The organism is Mesorhizobium montanum (genome assembly GCF_033977145.1).
Classification (GTDB): domain Bacteria; phylum Pseudomonadota; class Alphaproteobacteria; order Rhizobiales; family Rhizobiaceae; genus Mesorhizobium; species Mesorhizobium montanum.
In genome coordinates, this window is sequence record NZ_JAVIJF010000021.1 from 74,419 (window position 1) to 91,595 (window position 17,177).

20 protein-coding genes and 1 pseudogene are annotated in these 17,177 nt (G+C 61.2%); 14 read left to right on the plus strand and 7 right to left on the minus strand.

The window, feature by feature from the left end; genetic code table 11:
• Positions 1–7 precede the first annotated feature (7 nt).
• The 6 genes from trbK-alt to RFM68_RS25755 are packed head-to-tail and all read left to right on the plus strand — an operon-like array spanning position 8 to position 4,829.
• Positions 8–334, plus strand: coding sequence for a putative entry exclusion protein TrbK-alt (trbK-alt, locus tag RFM68_RS25730; protein ID WP_320235838.1), 327 nt, complete (start codon positions 8–10; stop codon positions 332–334).
• A 2-nt stretch (positions 335–336) separates the two neighbouring features.
• Positions 337–1,713, plus strand: a complete 1,377-nt coding sequence (gene trbL, locus RFM68_RS25735) for a P-type conjugative transfer protein TrbL (RefSeq protein ID WP_320235839.1) — start codon at positions 337–339, stop codon at positions 1,711–1,713.
• Between the two features lie 3 nt (positions 1,714–1,716).
• Complete coding sequence (trbF, locus tag RFM68_RS25740; RefSeq protein ID WP_320235840.1) at positions 1,717–2,406, plus strand: conjugal transfer protein TrbF; 690 nt, start codon at positions 1,717–1,719, stop codon at positions 2,404–2,406.
• Complete coding sequence (trbG, locus tag RFM68_RS25745) at positions 2,403–3,464, plus strand: P-type conjugative transfer protein TrbG (RefSeq protein ID WP_320235841.1); 1,062 nt, start codon at positions 2,403–2,405, stop codon at positions 3,462–3,464. Before trbF ends, trbG begins: the two co-directional genes overlap by 4 nt.
• Positions 3,461–4,603, plus strand: a complete 1,143-nt coding sequence (locus RFM68_RS25750) for a TraB/TrbI/VirB10 family type IV secretion system protein (RefSeq protein ID WP_320235842.1) — start codon at positions 3,461–3,463, stop codon at positions 4,601–4,603. The genes trbG and RFM68_RS25750 overlap by 4 nt, the downstream gene beginning before the upstream one ends.
• Before the next feature lies 1 nt (position 4,604).
• Positions 4,605–4,829 (plus strand): DUF2274 domain-containing protein, encoded by a 225-nt coding sequence (locus tag RFM68_RS25755; protein ID WP_320235843.1) that lies wholly within the window; start codon positions 4,605–4,607, stop codon positions 4,827–4,829.
• Positions 4,830–4,840: 11 nt separating this feature from the next.
• Here the strand turns inward: RFM68_RS25755 and RFM68_RS25760 are convergent, their stop codons facing one another.
• A complete protein-coding gene (locus tag RFM68_RS25760) occupies positions 4,841–5,806 on the minus strand; it encodes a LysR family transcriptional regulator (RefSeq protein WP_320235844.1) in 966 nt (321 codons plus the stop codon).
• Positions 5,807–6,034: 228 nt separating this feature from the next.
• On the opposite strand from RFM68_RS25760, the gene RFM68_RS25765 reads away from it, so the two are divergent.
• From RFM68_RS25765 to RFM68_RS25795, 7 genes are all read left to right on the plus strand, one after another.
• Positions 6,035–6,253, plus strand: a complete 219-nt coding sequence (locus RFM68_RS25765) for a helix-turn-helix domain-containing protein (RefSeq protein ID WP_320235845.1) — start codon at positions 6,035–6,037, stop codon at positions 6,251–6,253.
• Between the two features lie 377 nt (positions 6,254–6,630).
• A complete protein-coding gene (locus RFM68_RS25770; RefSeq protein ID WP_320235846.1) occupies positions 6,631–7,290 on the plus strand; it encodes an ABC transporter permease subunit in 660 nt (219 codons plus the stop codon).
• Positions 7,291–7,301: 11 nt separating this feature from the next.
• Positions 7,302–8,051, plus strand: a complete 750-nt coding sequence (locus RFM68_RS25775) for an ABC transporter permease (protein ID WP_320235847.1) — start codon at positions 7,302–7,304, stop codon at positions 8,049–8,051.
• Positions 8,052–8,100: 49 nt separating this feature from the next.
• A complete protein-coding gene (locus RFM68_RS25780; RefSeq protein ID WP_320235848.1) occupies positions 8,101–8,949 on the plus strand; it encodes a transporter substrate-binding domain-containing protein in 849 nt (282 codons plus the stop codon).
• 77 nt (positions 8,950–9,026) lie between these two features.
• On the plus strand, positions 9,027–10,280 hold the full coding sequence (locus RFM68_RS25785) for a CapA family protein (protein ID WP_320235849.1): 1,254 nt from the start codon (positions 9,027–9,029) through the stop codon (positions 10,278–10,280).
• Between the two features lie 63 nt (positions 10,281–10,343).
• Positions 10,344–10,796: a helix-turn-helix domain-containing protein gene (locus RFM68_RS25790; protein WP_320235850.1), complete on the plus strand. Its 453-nt coding sequence runs from the start codon at positions 10,344–10,346 to the stop codon at positions 10,794–10,796.
• 217 nt (positions 10,797–11,013) lie between these two features.
• Positions 11,014–11,406 (plus strand): DUF1403 family protein, encoded by a 393-nt coding sequence (locus tag RFM68_RS25795; protein ID WP_320235851.1) that lies wholly within the window; start codon positions 11,014–11,016, stop codon positions 11,404–11,406.
• Here the strand turns inward: RFM68_RS25795 and RFM68_RS25800 are convergent.
• Both RFM68_RS25800 and RFM68_RS25805 read right to left on the minus strand, forming a co-directional pair.
• Positions 11,388–11,693, minus strand: a pseudogene (locus RFM68_RS25800) (hypothetical protein); the annotation flags it as partial. The gene RFM68_RS25795 and the pseudogene RFM68_RS25800 overlap by 19 nt on opposite strands.
• Positions 11,694–11,760: 67 nt before the next feature.
• Positions 11,761–12,231 (minus strand): hypothetical protein, encoded by a 471-nt coding sequence (locus RFM68_RS25805; protein ID WP_320235852.1) that lies wholly within the window; start codon positions 12,229–12,231, stop codon positions 11,761–11,763.
• A 714-nt stretch (positions 12,232–12,945) separates the two neighbouring features.
• Between RFM68_RS25805 and RFM68_RS25810 the strand changes: the two genes are divergently transcribed.
• Entirely contained in the window at positions 12,946–13,212 is a 267-nt protein-coding gene (locus RFM68_RS25810) for a class II aldolase/adducin family protein (RefSeq protein ID WP_320235853.1), read from the plus strand.
• A gap of 226 nt (positions 13,213–13,438) precedes the next feature.
• Here the strand turns inward: RFM68_RS25810 and RFM68_RS25815 are convergent, their stop codons facing one another.
• From RFM68_RS25815 to RFM68_RS25830, 4 genes are all read right to left on the minus strand, one after another.
• Positions 13,439–14,440, minus strand: coding sequence for an NADP-dependent oxidoreductase (locus tag RFM68_RS25815; RefSeq protein WP_320235854.1), 1,002 nt, complete (start codon positions 14,438–14,440; stop codon positions 13,439–13,441).
• Between the two features lie 73 nt (positions 14,441–14,513).
• Positions 14,514–15,422, minus strand: a complete 909-nt coding sequence (locus RFM68_RS25820; protein ID WP_320235855.1) for an alpha/beta hydrolase — start codon at positions 15,420–15,422, stop codon at positions 14,514–14,516.
• Positions 15,423–15,493: 71 nt separating this feature from the next.
• Positions 15,494–16,078 (minus strand): TetR/AcrR family transcriptional regulator, encoded by a 585-nt coding sequence (locus tag RFM68_RS25825; RefSeq protein WP_320235856.1) that lies wholly within the window; start codon positions 16,076–16,078, stop codon positions 15,494–15,496.
• Positions 16,079–16,147: 69 nt separating this feature from the next.
• Positions 16,148–16,963 (minus strand): oxidoreductase, encoded by an 816-nt coding sequence (locus RFM68_RS25830; RefSeq protein ID WP_320235857.1) that lies wholly within the window; start codon positions 16,961–16,963, stop codon positions 16,148–16,150.
• Positions 16,964–17,177: the final 214 nt, after the last annotated feature.

Here is a 17,177-nt window from a genome sequence, read left to right on the forward strand (position 1 = left end):
CAAGGCCATGGATGGCAGGACCTTCGCTCGCATCGTCGCCGTCGTCTTCGTCGCGGTGGCCGTCACGGCAACCGCGCTCGAGATGACCCGGAAGGTGGAAAGACCGGATAACGTCGCTCCACAGGCGCCGACTGCTTTGGTGCCGAACTCGCCTGGCGAGGGCCTTCGCTGCTGCCAAACCCTCGGTGAGGCTGCTCTGCACGACAGCGGTTGTTTGCGCTTGTGGGCTGAACAGCGTGACCGGTTCCTCGGGCTCAAAGCGCCGTTTGCGAGCTCGGCTTCTGGTATGGCCACCTCGCCGTCGCCGGATGCGTCCTCGTCGGAGGCGCGATAGGCATGGGCAACACAGGGGTCATCGACCAATTCCTCGCCACCTTCACGCGCTACATAGACAGCGGCTTCGGTCTGCTTGGTGGCGAAGTCGCATTCGTCGCCACCACGCTGATCGTCATTGACGTGACGCTTGCCGCTCTCTTCTGGAGCTGGGGCGCCGACGATGACATTCTCGCGCGGCTCGTCAAGAAGACGCTGTTCGTGGGTGTCTTCGCCTACTTGATTTCCAACTGGAACAGCCTCGCCCGGATCGTCTTCGAAAGCTTTTCCGATCTTGGCCTGAAGGCGAGCGGTACGGGCTTTTCGGTCCAGGACCTCCTTCGCCCCGGCAAGGTGGCGCAAACCGGTCTCGATGCGGGACGACCGCTGCTCGAAGCAATCTCGGGGCTGATGGGCTACGTGTCCTTCTTCGAGAACTTCATCCAGATCGCCTGCCTGCTCTTCGCCTGGGCGCTCGTCCTGCTCGCCTTCTTCATCCTGGCCGTACAGCTCTTCGTCACGCTGATCGAATTCAAGCTGTCGACGCTGGCCGGCTTCGTGCTGATCCCGTTCGGTCTCTTCGGCAAGACAGCCTTCATGGCCGAACGGGTGCTCGGCAACGTCATCTCGTCCGGTATCAAGGTGCTGGTGCTTGCCGTGGTTATCGGCATCGGCTCGACGCTCTTCGGCGAGTTCACCCAAGGCTTCGGCGGCGATAACCCCACCATTGATCAGGCGATGGCGATCGTGCTGGCGGCGCTGTCACTGCTTGGTCTGGGTATCTTCGGCCCCGGCATTGCCAACGGTCTTGTCTCCGGTGGGCCGCAGCTTGGCGCTGGGGCAGCCGTCGGAACAGGCCTCGCGGCAGGCGGCATGGCGCTGGTTGCCGGCGGCACGGCCGGCCTTGCGATGCGCGGCGGGAGTGCTGCTTTTTCCGCAGCCCCAATGGCGGCACGGAGCGGCTCGTTCCTCGCAGGTGGCGCGTCGAGTGCCTATATGCTCGGCTCTGCCGGCCAGGTTGGCGCCGCCGCCATCGTCTCCGGCGTGGGCGGCGTCGCAAGCGCTGGTGTGTCTGCTGCTGCCTCGCCGCTTAAGCGCGCCGCCGCCCGCGCCAGCCAATCGATGAAGTCGAGCTTCGCTTCCGGCGCCAATTCGGCCGTCGGGGCCACCGGTGGTTCATCGACCCTGGGGACCGTCGGGGGCGCTGCCGAAGCTGCCAACGATCCCTCGTTTAGTCGCGACGGCAAGGCAGGCGGCGCCGGCAGAAGCCCACCCGACTGGGCCAAACGCATTCAGCGATCCCAGCGCCTGTCGCATGGCGTCCAGACCACAGCGCACGCCGTGCGCGCCGGCGAAGCCCACGGCAGTGGAACCTCGATTTCTCTCTCCGAAGGCAAATGACCAATGAACATCTTTCGACGACCCGCCGTCCACTACGGTAAGACCCCTAAGCCGGAAACGCCTTACCAGAGGGCGGCGCAGGTCTGGGACGAGCGCATCGGCTCTGCTCGTGTGCAGGCGAGGAACTGGCGCATGATGGCCTTCGGATCGCTGATCCTTTCGGCTGGCCTCGCCTGCTCGGTTGTCTGGATGTCAGCCCGCGGATCAGTCGTGCCGTGGGTAGTCCAGGTCGATGCGCTCGGACAGGCGCAGACGGTCGCGCCGGCGACTGCCGACTACAAGCCGACCGATCCGCAAATCGCCTGGCATCTCGCCCGTTTCATCGAACAGGTTCGATCGATCCCGGCCGATCCGATCATCGTGCGCCAGGATTGGCTGCGCGCCTATGAATGGACCACCGACCAGGGTGCCGCGGCGCTCAATGATTATGCCCGCGCAAACGAACCCTTTTCCAAAGTCGGCAAGCAGCAGGTGGCGGTCGAGGTCTCCTCGGTCATCCGTGCCTCCGCGGATTCTTTCCGCGTCGCCTGGACCGAGCGTCGTTATGAAAACGGTCAGCTCTCCACCACGGAACACTGGACCGCGATCCTGACGATCGTGGTCCAGCCGCCGCATGACGCCGAACGGCTTCGAGTGAACCCGCTCGGTATCTACGTCAACGCCATCAACTGGTCGCGGGAGATGAGCCAATGAGCCTCGCAAAGCGTGCTGTCGCATTTCCAGCTTGTCGTGGATCCGCACTCGCGTCGGTGTTCTTCTCGGGGATCGTACTCACGAGCTGTGCCACGCTCCAGAAGCCGCCACGCATTGCCTATGATGCCTACGTGCCACCGTTGCCATCCGTCCCGGCAAGGACCGCCGAAGAGAAACCAAAGCCGCCACACATTCCACCCGGCTGGACACCAACACTGGGGGGCGTGGCTGGCGATACGCCGACAGCGCGCGTCGAGAACGCAAACGTGGCCGCGCGTATCCAGCCTCGACGCGAGGGTTACTACAACGCGATCCAGATATATCCCTGGAGCGAAGGGGCGCTCTACCAGGTCTATGCCGCACCCGGCCAGATAACGGACATCGCGCTCGAACCCGGCGAGAACCTGACTGGCAGCGGCCCGATTGCGGCCGGCGACACCGCGCGCTGGATCATCGGTGACACCGAGAGCGGCTCGGGCGTCACCCGGCGCGTCCATGTGTTGGTGAAGCCCTCGCGCGCGGACATCACAACCAATCTCGTCATCACCACCGACCGGCGCAGCTACATGATTGAGCTCAGGGCGGGCGAGAAGCCCTATATGCCGGCTGTGGCATGGGCATATCCGGCCCTGCCGCGCAGCAAGCAACAGACTATGCCCGCAGCGCCGACGATGCCGGACGTTGCCAGGAGAAACTACCGCTATGGTCTCACAGGTGATACGCCGCCTTGGAAACCCATCGCCGTCTATGACGACGGCAGACGCGTCTATATCGAGTTCCCGCGCGGGATCGTGCAAGGCGAGATGCCGCCGCTCTTCGTCATCGGTCCGGACGGCGAAGCCCAGATCGTCAACAGCCGGGTCTACCAAAACATCCTGATTGTCGATCGCCTTTTCGGCGCGGCCGAACTGCGTCTTGGCAGCGGCAAACGGCAACAGGCTGTGCGGATTGTCCGAAGCGACGGGATCAAGACGGACCGACTGTCCTGGATGCCAACTCCCAATTCAGTGTTGCAAGTCACCAACGCGCCAAGGCAAAGGGGAGGGGAGCAGTCATGAACGAGAACGAAACCGCCACTGCGCCGATGCGACTTCGTGCCGAGCCGCCGCGCGTGACCCGTCTGTCGCGCAAGGCGCTGGCCGGCGTTGCCTTCGTCGCGTCGCTCGGCATCGGCGGCGCGCTGGTATACGCGCTTCAGACGCGCGATAGAGACATTCACGGCGAGGAACTCTATTCGACCTCTAACCGGCAGCCGGCTGATGGGCTCGCCAACCTGCCACGCGACTACACCGGCCCTGTCCTTGGGCCGCCGCTGCCGGGCGATCTCGGCCGCCCGATGCTCGACGCTCAGAACAAGGGGCAGCCCGTCGTTTCGCCTACCATTCCAACGCCAACAGTTGACGAGGCTGAACAACGCCGGCGGGCTGAAGAGGAGGCGGCCCGCACATCGCGTGTCTTCTTCCAGACAGAAGCCAGGACTGGGGCAACAGCCGAGCCTTCGGGTAATGTCGCTACACCGGACCTCTCGGGTCTGAATCTTTCCGGACAAACCCCGCAGGATCGCCAGCTTGCGTTCCTCAATGCGGCGGCCGACCGCCGCACCGTCGCGGCAGACCGTGTCGTGCCTCCCGCGTCACCTTATGCGCTTCAGGCTGGAGCCGTCATCCCAGCCGCGCTGATCACCGGGATCCGTTCCGACTTGCCCGGTCAGATCACCGCGCAGGTGACGGAGAACGTCTACGATAGTCCGACCGGTCGGACGCTTCTAATCCCCCAAGGGACCCGCGTTATTGGCCAGTACGATAGCGGAGTCGGTTTCGGGCAGCGCCGCGTGCTGCTTGCCTGGAACAGGCTGATTTTCCCGAACGGCCATTCGATTGTTCTGGAGCGCCAGCCTGGCGCGGACGGGCAGGGCTACGCTGGCCTTGAGGATGGCGTCGACTATCACTGGGGCGAATTGTTCAAGGCGGCCGCACTCTCCACCATACTCAGCGTTGGGGCCGAGGCTGGCTCGTCCGGTCAGGAAAGCGATATCGTGCGCGCGCTGCGCAGCGGGGCTTCCGACAGTGTCAGTCAGGTCGGTCAGCAGATCGTCCAGCGCCAGCTCGAAATAGCGCCAACGCTAACGATACGGCCAGGTTTTCCCGTGCGCGTTCTGGTCACGCGCGATCTTGTCCTCGAACCTTACGGTGACTGAAATGGCCAAGCTGAAGCTCGCGCCGATTGCCGATGACAAGCCTGTCAAAGTCTCCGTGGAATTGCCCGCACGTCTGCATCGCGACCTGACCAGGTATGCCGAGATTCTTGGAGGAGAAGCAGGAAGGCCTTCTGCTGATCCGCTGCGCTTGATCGTGCCCATGCTTGAGCGCTTTATCGCCACGGATCGTGGCTTCGCAAAGGCCAAGCAGGAGCGCAAGGCTTAGTTCCGAAGCGGTTAAGAGGAACGATCAGCGCCGCGGGATGCAGCGTGTAGCGGTAGAACAGTCGGTGCGCTTTGCGCTACCGGGTGAAAAGCCGACAGGATCGCCTCGAGGGAGACTTCCAATGCGTTGGAAAAGACCCTGCCTTTCTGCCAGATCGCAACGTAATGGTAGAGGGCCGATGGCTCAACCGGCTTTGCACCCAGTTCGAACGCCGCATATTCACGCACGATGATTTCGTTGGTGATGGAGACACCAAGCCCGGCCGAAACAAAGCCGACCTCGTAACCATGGGAGTCGTATTCCACCAGTATATCCGGCTCGATTCCGACAAAGCGCAGTGCGTTGAAGTTCATTTGATGCGATGCAAACTGAGGATCGATGTCGACGATCTTTTCCCCCGCCAGGTCATGCGCTTCGACACATGTCTTTTTTGAAAAACGGTGGTCGCGTTGGAAAATGCACACGTTGCGTGCCGAGCCGATTGGTGCCCATTCAAACAGCCGGGTATCCAGAGGTAGCCTTGAAATTCCGAGATCTGCCCGCCCAGACAGGATATGCTCACCCACCTGCTCATAATTGCCCGAAACTGACCGGACACTCGAAGCCGTTTTCGAACGGATAGTCGCCACGACCTTTGGCAATGTCACGAAACCGAAGACGGCGGGCGCGGCAATTGCGATCCGCTGCTTCTCATCGTTCTTCATCGAGAAAATCGATGCCTCCAGCCGATCCAAAGACGTCAGGGCTATTTCTACATTGCGCAGGAGTTCCCAGGCCTCCCGCGATGGAAGGATGCGGTTGGTTGATCTCTCGAAGAGTTTGAGGCCGAGCGCGGTCTCAAGCTGCTTCACCTGCTGACTTACTGCCGGTTGGCTTATCCCGAGCGCGGCAGCTGCCCGTCTCGTCGATCCGGTCCGCAGCACCTGACGAAACACCTGCAATTGTCGGACCTTCAGGCCGCTCTGAAGCAACTCCATTTTACGCCCTTTTCCCGAGAGCCCTTCACCGGCCGTGTAGTGATTGAGCGGCAGATGATGGAGGAGACCATGCCCATGTGGCGCGTCTAGCAGACGAAGCCGGTACAATCTCTGTGTCGACCTCTCCGAGCGCCCACGCCCGCCTACAGGCCGATATCTCTCTCAGACCAATCATTTACATATTATAGTTGATAAACTCAAAGTATGTAAATCGCGATCTTCCGGCGCATGGATATGCGCAAATTGGTCGGCCGGAACTTCGCCCGCTTGCGTCGAGAAAAAGGCCTGACCCAGGAAGAGTTGGAAGCGCGTTCCGGCTTCAGTCAACAATATCTCAGCGGCCTGGAACGTGGTCGGAGGAATCCGACCGTGATTACGCTTTTTGAGCTGGCACAAGCTCTCGGCGTCGACCACGTTGACCTTGTCCGGCCCGACAACGAGTTCTGATTGAAACTGGCGTGACGATGATATCTCTGTCGTGGCCGGCACCTGCCCGCCACAGGACGGAATTAGAGGCGCTTAACGCAACTACACGAGGCGATGGCGCTGAGACTGCCTCAGCAGGCTGCGCCGACACGGGCAAATTGCATGGCGCTTGATTTTCAGGACGCGAGAAAGGAGCGCCTGTATAATCATTCGTTATAGAGAGAATTTTGAAAATTATAGATTGAATGAAAAAGCTGCACCAGTAATTTAGAGGGTAATCCTGGACATTTATTGCAGGATACCCTTAGTTGATTTCGCAATCTTAGGTCGTCAGACAGAGATGTGCCGCTGAAAGATGCGGCATGTATTGCGAAATTGCGAATAGATGGAAGAGCCACATGGGTGGTTTTGCTGCTCAATTTACTGTAGCCTTCCTGGTTACGGTAAGTCTTGCTCTCGTTAGCGGATTCCTCGGCACCGCATTCGGTCTGCTGTTGGCCATCTCGAAGGGCACGCCTGCGGCCCGTTTCAAAGGTGTCGTGACGACTTACACCACGGTGGTTCGGGGCGTTCCAGAACTCCTCATTATCCTCCTCATCTATTTCGGGGGAACCACCTTCGCCAGCAAGATCGCTGGCAGGTATGTGGAGGTGAACGCTTTCACTGCGGGGGTCATTGCGCTTACCGTTGTCTTCAGCGGCTATGCGACCGAAATCTTCCGCGGTGCGATCGCGGCGGTGCCAGCGGGCCAGACCGAAGCTGCGAAGTCGCTTGGGCTGAGTACCTTGCAGCGGTGGCTGTTCGTCGTTGGCCCTCAGATGCTGAGGCTGGCGTTGCCCGCCTACGGCAATCTTTGGATATCGCTGTTCAAGGATACGGCGCTCGTCTCTGTCGTCGGTCTGACTGACATCATGCGCGTTGCCTATGTCGGCGCCGGATCCTTGCGCGCGCCGTTGACCTTCTACCTTGCGGCATCCGCTTTCTATCTCTTCCTGACGACGATCACCTTGCTGTCGATCCGGTTGGCGGAGCGGCGCTATCCCGCCTTCGGTCGATAGAAGGGCGCCCCATGAACTTCGGCTTGATATTCGACGCCTTGCTGGTTCTGCCCTCGGGCATCGGTCTCACCTTGACCCTGACAGTCCTGTCGCTGACGGCGGGATTTCTTCTGTCGGTGCCGTTGGCGTTTGCCCGCGCGTTTGGGCGACCGAGCCTCTCGTTCACGGTGCTGGCTTATACCTACGCATTCCGTGGAACGCCCATGCTCGTTCAGCTCTTCCTGCTTTATTATGGCCTGAGCCAGATTGAGGCCGTGCGCGCCAGCATCTTCTGGGTGATCCTGCGAGATCCCTTCTGGTGCGCCCTGTTTACCTTTTCGCTAAACAGCGCGGCGCACACCACCGAAATACTGTGCCGCGGTCTCCAGTCCGTGCCGAAAGGTGTCGTGGAAGCCGCCAGGGCGCTTGGCCTGAAACGCTTGCAGATCGCCCGCCTTGTCACCTTTCCGATCGCTTTCAGGATTTCTCTTCCGGCTTACGGAAACGAAATCGTCGGGATGATCAAAGGATCCTCGCTGGCAAGCACGGTAACGCTGCTCGAGATAACTGGAATGGCTCGACAGATGGTGTCGGCGACGTTCGCGCCTTACGAGATCTTCATCGTCGCCGGAGCGATCTATCTGGCGCTCACCTCGACGGCAGTGAAAGCGACCCAGATTCTGGAGCAACGGCTTTCGACGGACGGCACGCCGAAGCAACGACGCAAGGCGCGGTTACGGCCGGCCTTGCCTGACCACGAGATCACGACACCCGTGCCGTGACGACGCAGCCTTACCGCTTTCCACCCAAACCAAACGAAAGAGGTGCCTTATGCGCATGCCCCTGGCTATTGCCATTTCCATCGCGTCCTTGCTCGCAGCATTCCCGGCCGGTGCCGAAAGTGAACGCGCGATATCGATCGCCACCGAGGGTGCCTCGCCACCCTGGGACGGGACAGATGCGAATGGCGAGCTCTACGGGTACGACGTCGATGTCGGTCGCGAACTTTGTAATCGAATGAAGCTCACATGCTCATTCGTCGCGCAGGATTGGGATGGGATCATCCCGGCGCTGCTCGTCGGCAAGTACGATGTCATCATGTCGGGCATGGCGATCACCGAGAGGCGAAAGCAGCAGATCGCGTTCTCGATCCCCTACGCCAGTGGCTTTAACCAATTCATCGTGCGCAAGGAACTTGGGCTCGACGCCGGTGACACCAAGCAGAAGGTCAACCTCTCGACCATTGGCGACAGGGAGAAGACAACCATCGAGCGGCTCAGGTCAGTCCTCAGCGGCAAAGCCATCGGCGTCTTGCGGTCATCCAATTCGGAGGCTGTCGTGAAGCAACTGCTGGGCGATGTCGTGACTATTCGCAGTTACGACAGCCTCGACAATCTGAAGCTTGACCTTGCAGCGGGGCGCGTGGACGGCGGCCTTGCCGACTATTTCACATGGCGCGATTTCTTGGAGGCGCCTGGTGGCTCGGTTGCGATGTTTTTTGGACCGGAGCTGAACGGTGGTCTCTGGGGGCCGGGTGTGGGCGCCGGCATGCGGAAAGGCGACAGAGAGTTGCTCATCAAGTTCAATGCGGCGCTCGACGCTGCCACCAAGGACGGCACGATCAAAGCGCTGAGCCTGAAGTGGTTCAAGATGGACATTTCTCCGGCCGTTTCAAAGTAGCCGGATAGCAGCCAAACACTTGTAAGTGGTGCTGGCTGCGCGCCAGCACCCACGTTCACACCTACAGGGCGAGTTCCATGAAAGATCCATTTTGTGCGGTCGTGACCGGCCAATCATTAATCACGCATGACATCCGCCATGTTCAAGACGAACGGTTCGCGGAGGTTGAACGATTCCTGCAGCAAGGTGACGTTGTCTTCACCAATTTTGAGTCGACGATCCTCGGCCAACATGGCGGTTGGCCGACCAAGGGCAAGTACTTCGGTTATTCCAAGGCTGAAGTGCTGGATGCATTGCAGGACATTGGTTTTAACGCGCTTGCCCTGTCCAACAACCACGCGTTCGATCTCGGCCCTTGCGGCATCCAGTCCACGCTGGACGAAGTAGAGACGCGCGGCTTCTTGCATGCCGGGATCGGGATCGACGAGACGAACGCCGCGAAACTCGGCCGGCGCCATCTGGGCTATCGCCATGTCTCCCTGCTTGCGCTCGATGCAGGCCCTGGGCCGGCCAACATGTATGCCGAGAACCGCACGGCTTCGCGTCCGGCTCGGCCTGGCGTCAACCGGCTGAAGACGGTTCGCAAGATCGGGGTGCCGGACGGGCATTTCCGGAGGCTCGCAAGGCTTGGCGATCATTTGCAAAGCTCGCATCTTGAGATCGCCAACTACGCGCAACCAGAGGACCCGCCCGAGCTGGCGAGCGGGAAAGAACTGAATTTCTACGGGACCGTCTTCACCCAGGCAGCTGACTTTAGCCGGTTGATCGAGATCGATCCGCAGAGTGCGAATATTCAATTGTCGGCCATCCGGCACGCGGCTACGCAAGGCGATTTTGTGATTGCCTATCTGCACCACCACCATTGGGAACCTGGCTGGCAGGACGTGCCGCGCTGGGTTCAGGCCTTTGCCCGCACATGCATTGACGCTGGAGCAAACCTTTTCGTAAGCCACGGTGCCCCCGTTCTTCAAGCGGTGGAAATCTACAATGGCTCGCCAATCTTCTACGGTCTCGGAAATTTCCTCTTTCACGTCCATCCGGACGAGAGCGAATGGGATCCTCCCGAAGTCTGGCAGAGCATTGTCGCTGCTTGCCGCTACGATGCGAACGGAATCCTCGAAGCGATAGACCTTCTGCCCGTCGTGATCGGCGAGGCAAATGGGCGCCACGGATCCGAGACAGGCGGACTGGTTCCCGTCCCCGCGGGCGGACACGCGGCGCGAGATATTCTCGAGGGTTTCGCAAGCCGCTCGCGTGCTTTCGGTGCAGGGGTCGAAATATCCGGATACTCCGGCAGAATAGTCCTGCCGCCTGCGCGCAAATTTGGCTGACGATCAACACAACGACCAGGGCCACTGCACGGAGAATGGCCTGTTGGAGCATCGAAAGCATTGTTGAAACCGAAACGTTCGCGTCCTTTCAGGGCAGCGCCAAAGCCAAAGATCAAGCGTGACCCCCACCCCGCTGATATTCACGTAGGCAGACAGATCGCGACGGTTCGCGTGCTGTCGGACGTATCGCAGGCTCAGCTTGCCCGATCGATAGGCGTCAGCTTTCAACAGCTCCAAAAATACGAGAACGCACGGAACCGCATCAGTGCGTCCATGATCTACGAGATTGGCAAGTCGCTGGGCGTCCCGGTCAGCCGCTTTTTCGAAGGTCTCCCGGAGGATGGCGAGAGCCGCAGTGAGCCTTCCCCTCTACCCCCCGATGAGCGCATTGGCTTCATTGCCAGCTCGGAAGGTCGGCGTCTGATCTTGCGTTCCATGCAACTGCCTCCGCGGGTGCGCGCCAAGCTATCTGCCCTGATCGCTGCTATCGGGGAAGAATTGACCGTCCCTCAATGACGAATGACGACGAGGCTGCCCGGGGAACTGGCACCGGCTGGGCAAGATGCCTGGCGACCGGTCTGAGAAGCGGCTTCGAACACTCCGGTCTTCGTCAGGTTTGCGCCTAAATGGCTGATAATGCAACATTATCGTTCGTTTTGATTGTGCGACAGGCTGTGCGTTTTGGCGCGAAATTGATGGTACAAAGCGCACGCGCGATTTACCCTCCAAACCCATGATTCGACTCGATCCCGCGACCGCCAGTCCTGCCACGCTGCCCGCCGTCCCGGGCTGGGCTCTCGCCGCCGACACCGCGTCTAGAGACGCCGACGCCGCCTTCCAGGCCGGCGCCGCCTTGGCTTCGCTGGACACGCTTGCCAGCGTGCAGCCTGCTTGGTCTGGCGCGTGGCGGCAGCGACTGGCGCTCAAATGCGCCGCCGCCAGCATGCGGCTCGCCGGCCGGGCCGAGGACGAAGCCACCCTGCGCGATGCCTGGCAGCTTTGCCCGGCCGGTGCCGATCCCGGCCCCGCCGGCGCAATTCTTGGTGCCTGGCGGCAGCTCGCCGGGCAACCGCTCGTCGTCAGCGCCGAACGGCTGGAAAAGGTCCCCTTTATCTGCGTCTGTTGATTGGGAAAGGGGATGCTCTCGGTACAGATACGCACTTTACGCTCGGCAGCGCCGGCGAAGGGCACGACCACGAGGACAGGACGGGAAGCCTGCGAACCCAGTTGAAAGATACTCGGAGAGATCTTGGCGTCCACTGGCTGAAAATTCTGATCGTAGACGCGGATTTCGACCTTTATCTTCTGGCTGTAGGGATTGGCGGGGAAGACGCGGACCGCGAAGGCGTCGGTGAAGCTGTTGACCTCACCCCGCATCGGCGACATCGAGTGGGCGCCGGCGGCAATGGGCATCAATCCGACGGCCAGCGCCGCCGCCAGGTTCAGAGGATGTTTCAAGGACCCCTCCTTCGCGGGGACGTCATTCGCAACGCAGCGTTACCGTTGCCTGATAGTTGCCGTTCGCGAAGCGATTGCTGCCGCCCTTGGTGCCGGCGAGATGGACCGAGACAAGATCGGCGCCGGGGATGGTCAGGGCGGTGGACGCCCCCGTTTCTGCGATCGTGTGGGCGCCGCTGGCCAAATAGGTCGGTGTCCAGGTGGTGGCGGTGCTGTCAGCGGCCGGCACGGTGGTGAGGGTCACCGGATCGACGCTCAGCGAAACACCTCCGGTGGTGGCGAGCGTGACCATTCCAGCCGAACCGCGGCTGTTATGCGAGCTCAGCGACTGGAGGTCGGGACTCACCGTCATCGTGCCGTTGGAGCCTACAACGAGCGTACAGGTCGCGGTGACCGTACCATTGAAGATGACATTCTGCGTTGTGGCGATCGCAGATTGGTCCAGGCATGCGACCAGCAAGGCAGCACCGACGGTGGTGTGAAACAACGTCATCGAGACCCTCCTATTAAGTCGGAAGCCCAAATTAATATGGGTCATCATCGGTCTATTGTGGTTAATTAGCGTAAATTGAAATGAAGAAACGGCACTCCATCCTGAATTAACTCCTGGTTGTCGCCAGTTGTTTCGGGAGCTCCCAAAAAGGAACTTTAATTAATACTTCCCACTGGGAACATTATATTTTCCCCGTGGCCTAATTAAAAAATCGACATTTCCGGACGAATCTGCCCGCCTCCGGTCCGGCTTGCAAACTAGCCACCGCCGCCACCCTTCCCACTGCCACCGAGGGTCGGCCGACGCGCCAAGACGCCGTGTATGGCGCAGGACGAGACGCCGGCGGATGCGCTGCGCCCATCAATCCGCAAGCTTGCCGTGCAATGGAGCAAAACGCTTCGACGTCGCGCAAGTCGTCCAAACCGGTCCGACCCCTTCAGGTGGAACCCTCAGGCCCAACTTAAGTTAGGCTAAGGTGAGATCAGGATTACTTCATGGTTTCAACCGAGCATCGAGGTTGGTTGCTGCTCATCCGATCAAGGGACTTTCGGACACAGCTTCCAGGGGTTCTGCTAGCCATCAAGGGGACGGACGTGCATGGCTTCAAGTCGGGGCGGCGTCGGGCATCTTCACTCGACCTACGCCACGGCACTATCCTGCCTTGAAGACACCGACCCCGACGATGCCATCCCGCCAATTACACCTTAGGTAGTGATGCGCGTCGGCCACGTGCCGCTTTTGCCTTACACCCACCCAGGCTCTGCCGCCGTAAGGCCGCTGGTAGTGGCCAATGCCCATGAACATGCCGCCGTCCTGCTGGCCAATCATGGTCCGGTGGTTTCGGGACGCAGTTTTCGCGACGCAGTCTTCGCCGCCGAGGAACTGGAAGAGACGGCGAAACTGGTGATCTTGACAAAAGCGCTGACGGTGCGGCGGTTGGATGCAAGGCTGGTCGCCGAGCTCGAGACGCGGCACAAGTAATCGGGACGTTTGACGAGCAAGGGATCGGTGGGGAACGGCAAAGTCTGCTCGAGGCCGACGAACGTTCTCCACGACGCGAACGACCGTTTCGCGCCCAAGGTCGGCCGTAGAGCCAGCTTCGCCCCTTCCTGAAAGCAGACAAACAGGGCGACCGAGCTGGGGTCTCGGAGGGGCATGGGCGGATATCAAGCGAGGTGGTCTTTGGTTTCTTACAAAGCCAGCGTTGCTAGCCGATTTTAATGATGACCTTGCCTTTGGCGCGTCCTGTCTCGACATAAGCCAGAGCCTCATTGGTCGCTTCAAATGGAAAGATCCGATCCGCAACCGGGCGGATCACGCCGGATTCGATGAGGGATGTGATCTTGCTCAGCTGATCACCCTGCGCGCACATGAACAGGAACGAATAGCTCACGCCACGCCGTCTGGCTTTGGCGCGGATACCGCGGCTGAGGAAGCGCAGCACCAGCCTAAGCATCAAATTCAGTCCCTGTGCCTTGGCAAATTCGGGATCCGGCGGACCGGAGATGGAAATGAGCTTGCCGCCCGGTTTCAGCACAGTCAGGGATTTTTCAAGCGTTTTTGCGTCCTGACTGTTCAGGACGACGTCGTAGCCCGACAAGACTTTCTCGAAGTCGTCTTTCCTATAGTCGACGATGATGTCGGCGCCGAGAGCTTTAAGAAGATCGGCGCCCGCCGCGCTCGCCGTCGTCGCGACGGTTGCGCCAAGATGCTTGGCAAGCTGGATAGCGAACATGCCCACTCCGCCGGAACCGGCCTGGATGAAGACTTTTTGGCCTTTATTCAGATTGGCCGTTTCGACCAGCACCTGCCAAGCGGTCAGGCCGACCAGAGGAATGGACGCGGCCTCCTCCATGGTGAGATTTTTCGGCTTCAACGCTACGTCGGCTTCGTGGATGGCAATGTATTCGGCCAACCCACCTATCCGGCCATCGCGTGGCCGTGAATAGATTTCATCGCCCGGCTTGTACTTGCGGACTTTTGACCCAACCCGCACGACGGTTCCCGCTACGTCGTGCCCCAGGACGAAGGGTGGGTGATAGGGCAAAATGAGTTTGAATTCCCCATCCCGGATTTTGGAATCTAGAGGGTTGAGGCCTGCGGCATGAATCTCGACCAAGACATCATTGTCCTGGAGAACTGGTTCCGGCATCTCTGCCAGCCGCAGAATGCCCTTCTTGCTGTACTTATCAACGACGAAAGCCTTCATGGCAGTTGCCTTCCAAAAACGTGTTAGCCGCGCGAGGTAGCCGCGGGCGGGGTGACCTGTCGTGTGCGTCCGTTCAGCCGCCGTTGAGTGCTTCGTCAAGTGCCGTCGTCTGGGCCTCGACGAAGGCCTGGGAGATGGCGGCTTTCGCTTCAATGGAGTCGAAGTTGTGGTAGGCACCGGGCACTACGTGCAAGGTACTGGCGACGCCGGCCTGCTGCAGCCGCCGGGCGTATGTGACGTCCTCGTCGTGGAACAGGTCATTGGTGCCGACGCCTATCCATGCGGGCGGCAGGCCGGAGAGGTCGCCGTAGCGGGCTGGTGCGGCCAGCGGGGGTACGTTACCTCCCGCGGTGGCGGGGCCGAGGTAGGAGCGCCAGCCGAACCGGTTGCTAGCCGGGCTCCAGAGGCGGAGCCGCCGCGGATCGATATCGGTGCGGGTTGTAGTCCGGTCATCCAGCATTGGATAGGACAGCAGTTGCAGGACCGGACGGATCTCGCCGCGTTCCTTCGCTAGCAGCGCCAACGCCGCGGCCAGACCGCCTCCGGCGCTGGCGCCGCCGATGGCAATACGAGCGGGGTCGACGTCGGGTTGGCGGGCGAGCCATTGCAGCGCGGTGTAGCAGTCTTCCAGCGGCGCCGGGAACGGGTGCTCGGGCGCCAGCCGGTACTCCACCGAGACGACGACGATATTGAGCTGATCGGCGATCCGGCGGCAGAAGCCGCTGTCCTGGGCCGCGTCGCCGAGCACCATTCCGCCGCCGTGTATCCACAACAGGGCCGGGGTCCGAGGCTGGGCCGACGCCGGGCGGAAGACGTGTACCGACACGTCGGCGTCCACGGATACGATCTGCGCGTCCGGCCGCCGAGTGATCCTGGTGAGCTTGGTGAGGACCCGGAGCGCGGGAAGCGTTCCGGCGGTGATGATGGTGCGGGGAAGGAACCGCGCGGCCGGCAGCTGTGGGTTGAAGGGAAGCTCGGTCATCGTGTTTCCCTGCCTGATCGAGGGCGAGGTGCCGGGTGTGCGGGGGCTTGTCGCGGAACTGAGGGTCATGGTCAGAGCTCGGTGTCCACGAGGGCCAGGGCGTTGCGCAGACCCTGCTCGAGGAGGTCGTCGGAAAGCTGCCGGTCGGTCAGGGCGCGGGAGAGTTGTAGCGTCCCGGCCATGAGGCCGAGGAGGCTGAGCGCCTTCACGCGGGCCGAGGGCGGATCTTCGGGTGCGATGCGGGCGGCGAGGCCGTCGATGACGACCAGCACGCCGTCGGTGTACGCGTGCCTGATTGCATCTGGGCTGCGCCCGATCTCGTCGAGCAAGGCAGCGTTGGGGCAGCCGTCGCCGAGGTTTTCACGGTGGTGGGCCGACAGGTACCAGCGCACGATCTGCTCAAGGCCGGCCACGCCGGGCTCCGCCTGTTCGACGATGTTGGCGTGCAGTGTGTGCAGTTGGTCGGCGACTGCCTCCGCGACGAGGCTGTCCTTGGATTCGAAGTGGGCGTAGAAGGCGCCGTTGGTCAGGTCCGCGTCCTTCATGAGTGTCGCGACTCCGGAGCCGTCGATGCCGTCCCGCTTGAGCCGTCGACCGGCCGTCGCAATGATCCGCTGCCTCGTCTCCTGCTTGTGTTCTTTCGTGTAACGCACCATGCGTTCCTCCATCTCAGCCGGGCTTGCGCTCCGGATACGGTATGACTGGTTAGTGGATCTCGGCGGCGATCAGGTCGGCATCCGGTTGAACCTGCGGATGACGCGGTCGAAGATCCGGGCCGGGGCGACGCGGTACACCGCGTTGATGGTCCAGGCGGTCGTACCGGCGGTGCGCCGTAGTTTCGGGTTCCGGTCGGTGGCCGCCGCGACGATCACCTTGGCGACGACGGCGGGGTCGTCGCCGTTGCTGAGGTTCTTCTCCAGCAGCTCGTCGTAATTGCGCCGTCCCGCCGCATAGAGCGGCATGGGAATGTCGGCCTCCACGCTGTGGCCTGCGAACGGAGTGTTGATCGGGCCGGGCTCGACGAGCAGGACCCGGACGCCGTATTCGCGAACCTCGTGGTCCAGCGACTGGGAGTAGCCATTGACCGCGTGCTTGGTCGAAACGTAGAGGGCCATGAACGGGCTGGGGACGAACCCGCTGAGGGAGGAGACATTGATGATGCGTCCGCGCCCTAGGGCGCGCATGTGCGGCAGCACCGCCTTGGTCGTGCGCATGACGCCGTAGACGTTGATGTCGAAGATGTCCTTCGTCCGGGTGATCGAGAACTCCTCGGCTGCGCCGGTTGAGCCAACGCCGGCGTTGTTGACCAGGACGTCGATGTGCCCGAACCGGTCGATCACCTGCTTGACCGCTGAGGCGACCGATTCGTCGCTGGTCACGTCGAGGTCGAGGTAGGTCACCCCGGGAGGCGCGGTGAGTTGCGCGGTGTTGCGGCCGGTTCCGATCACCTGGAAACCTGCGGCGGCCAAGGCGGTCGCTGCGGCCTTGCCGATGCCTGAGGTGGCGCCTGTTACGAGCGCAACCTGCGAAATTGATGTCATTATGAGCTCCTATTTAGAATTATGATCATACGACAATAATCGTTCAGTGATCGCAATGCAAGGATTAACTTATGTTCGTACTCTCATGGAGCACGAGACGAGAATCACAGCGGGCCGGGCGGGTGACGGTGAGCCGGTCTCGCATGGGCCGGCCTTCGTGGTCGACGTGGATGCTGCGATCGCGCGCCGGAACGACGCCGAGATCCGCAACGAG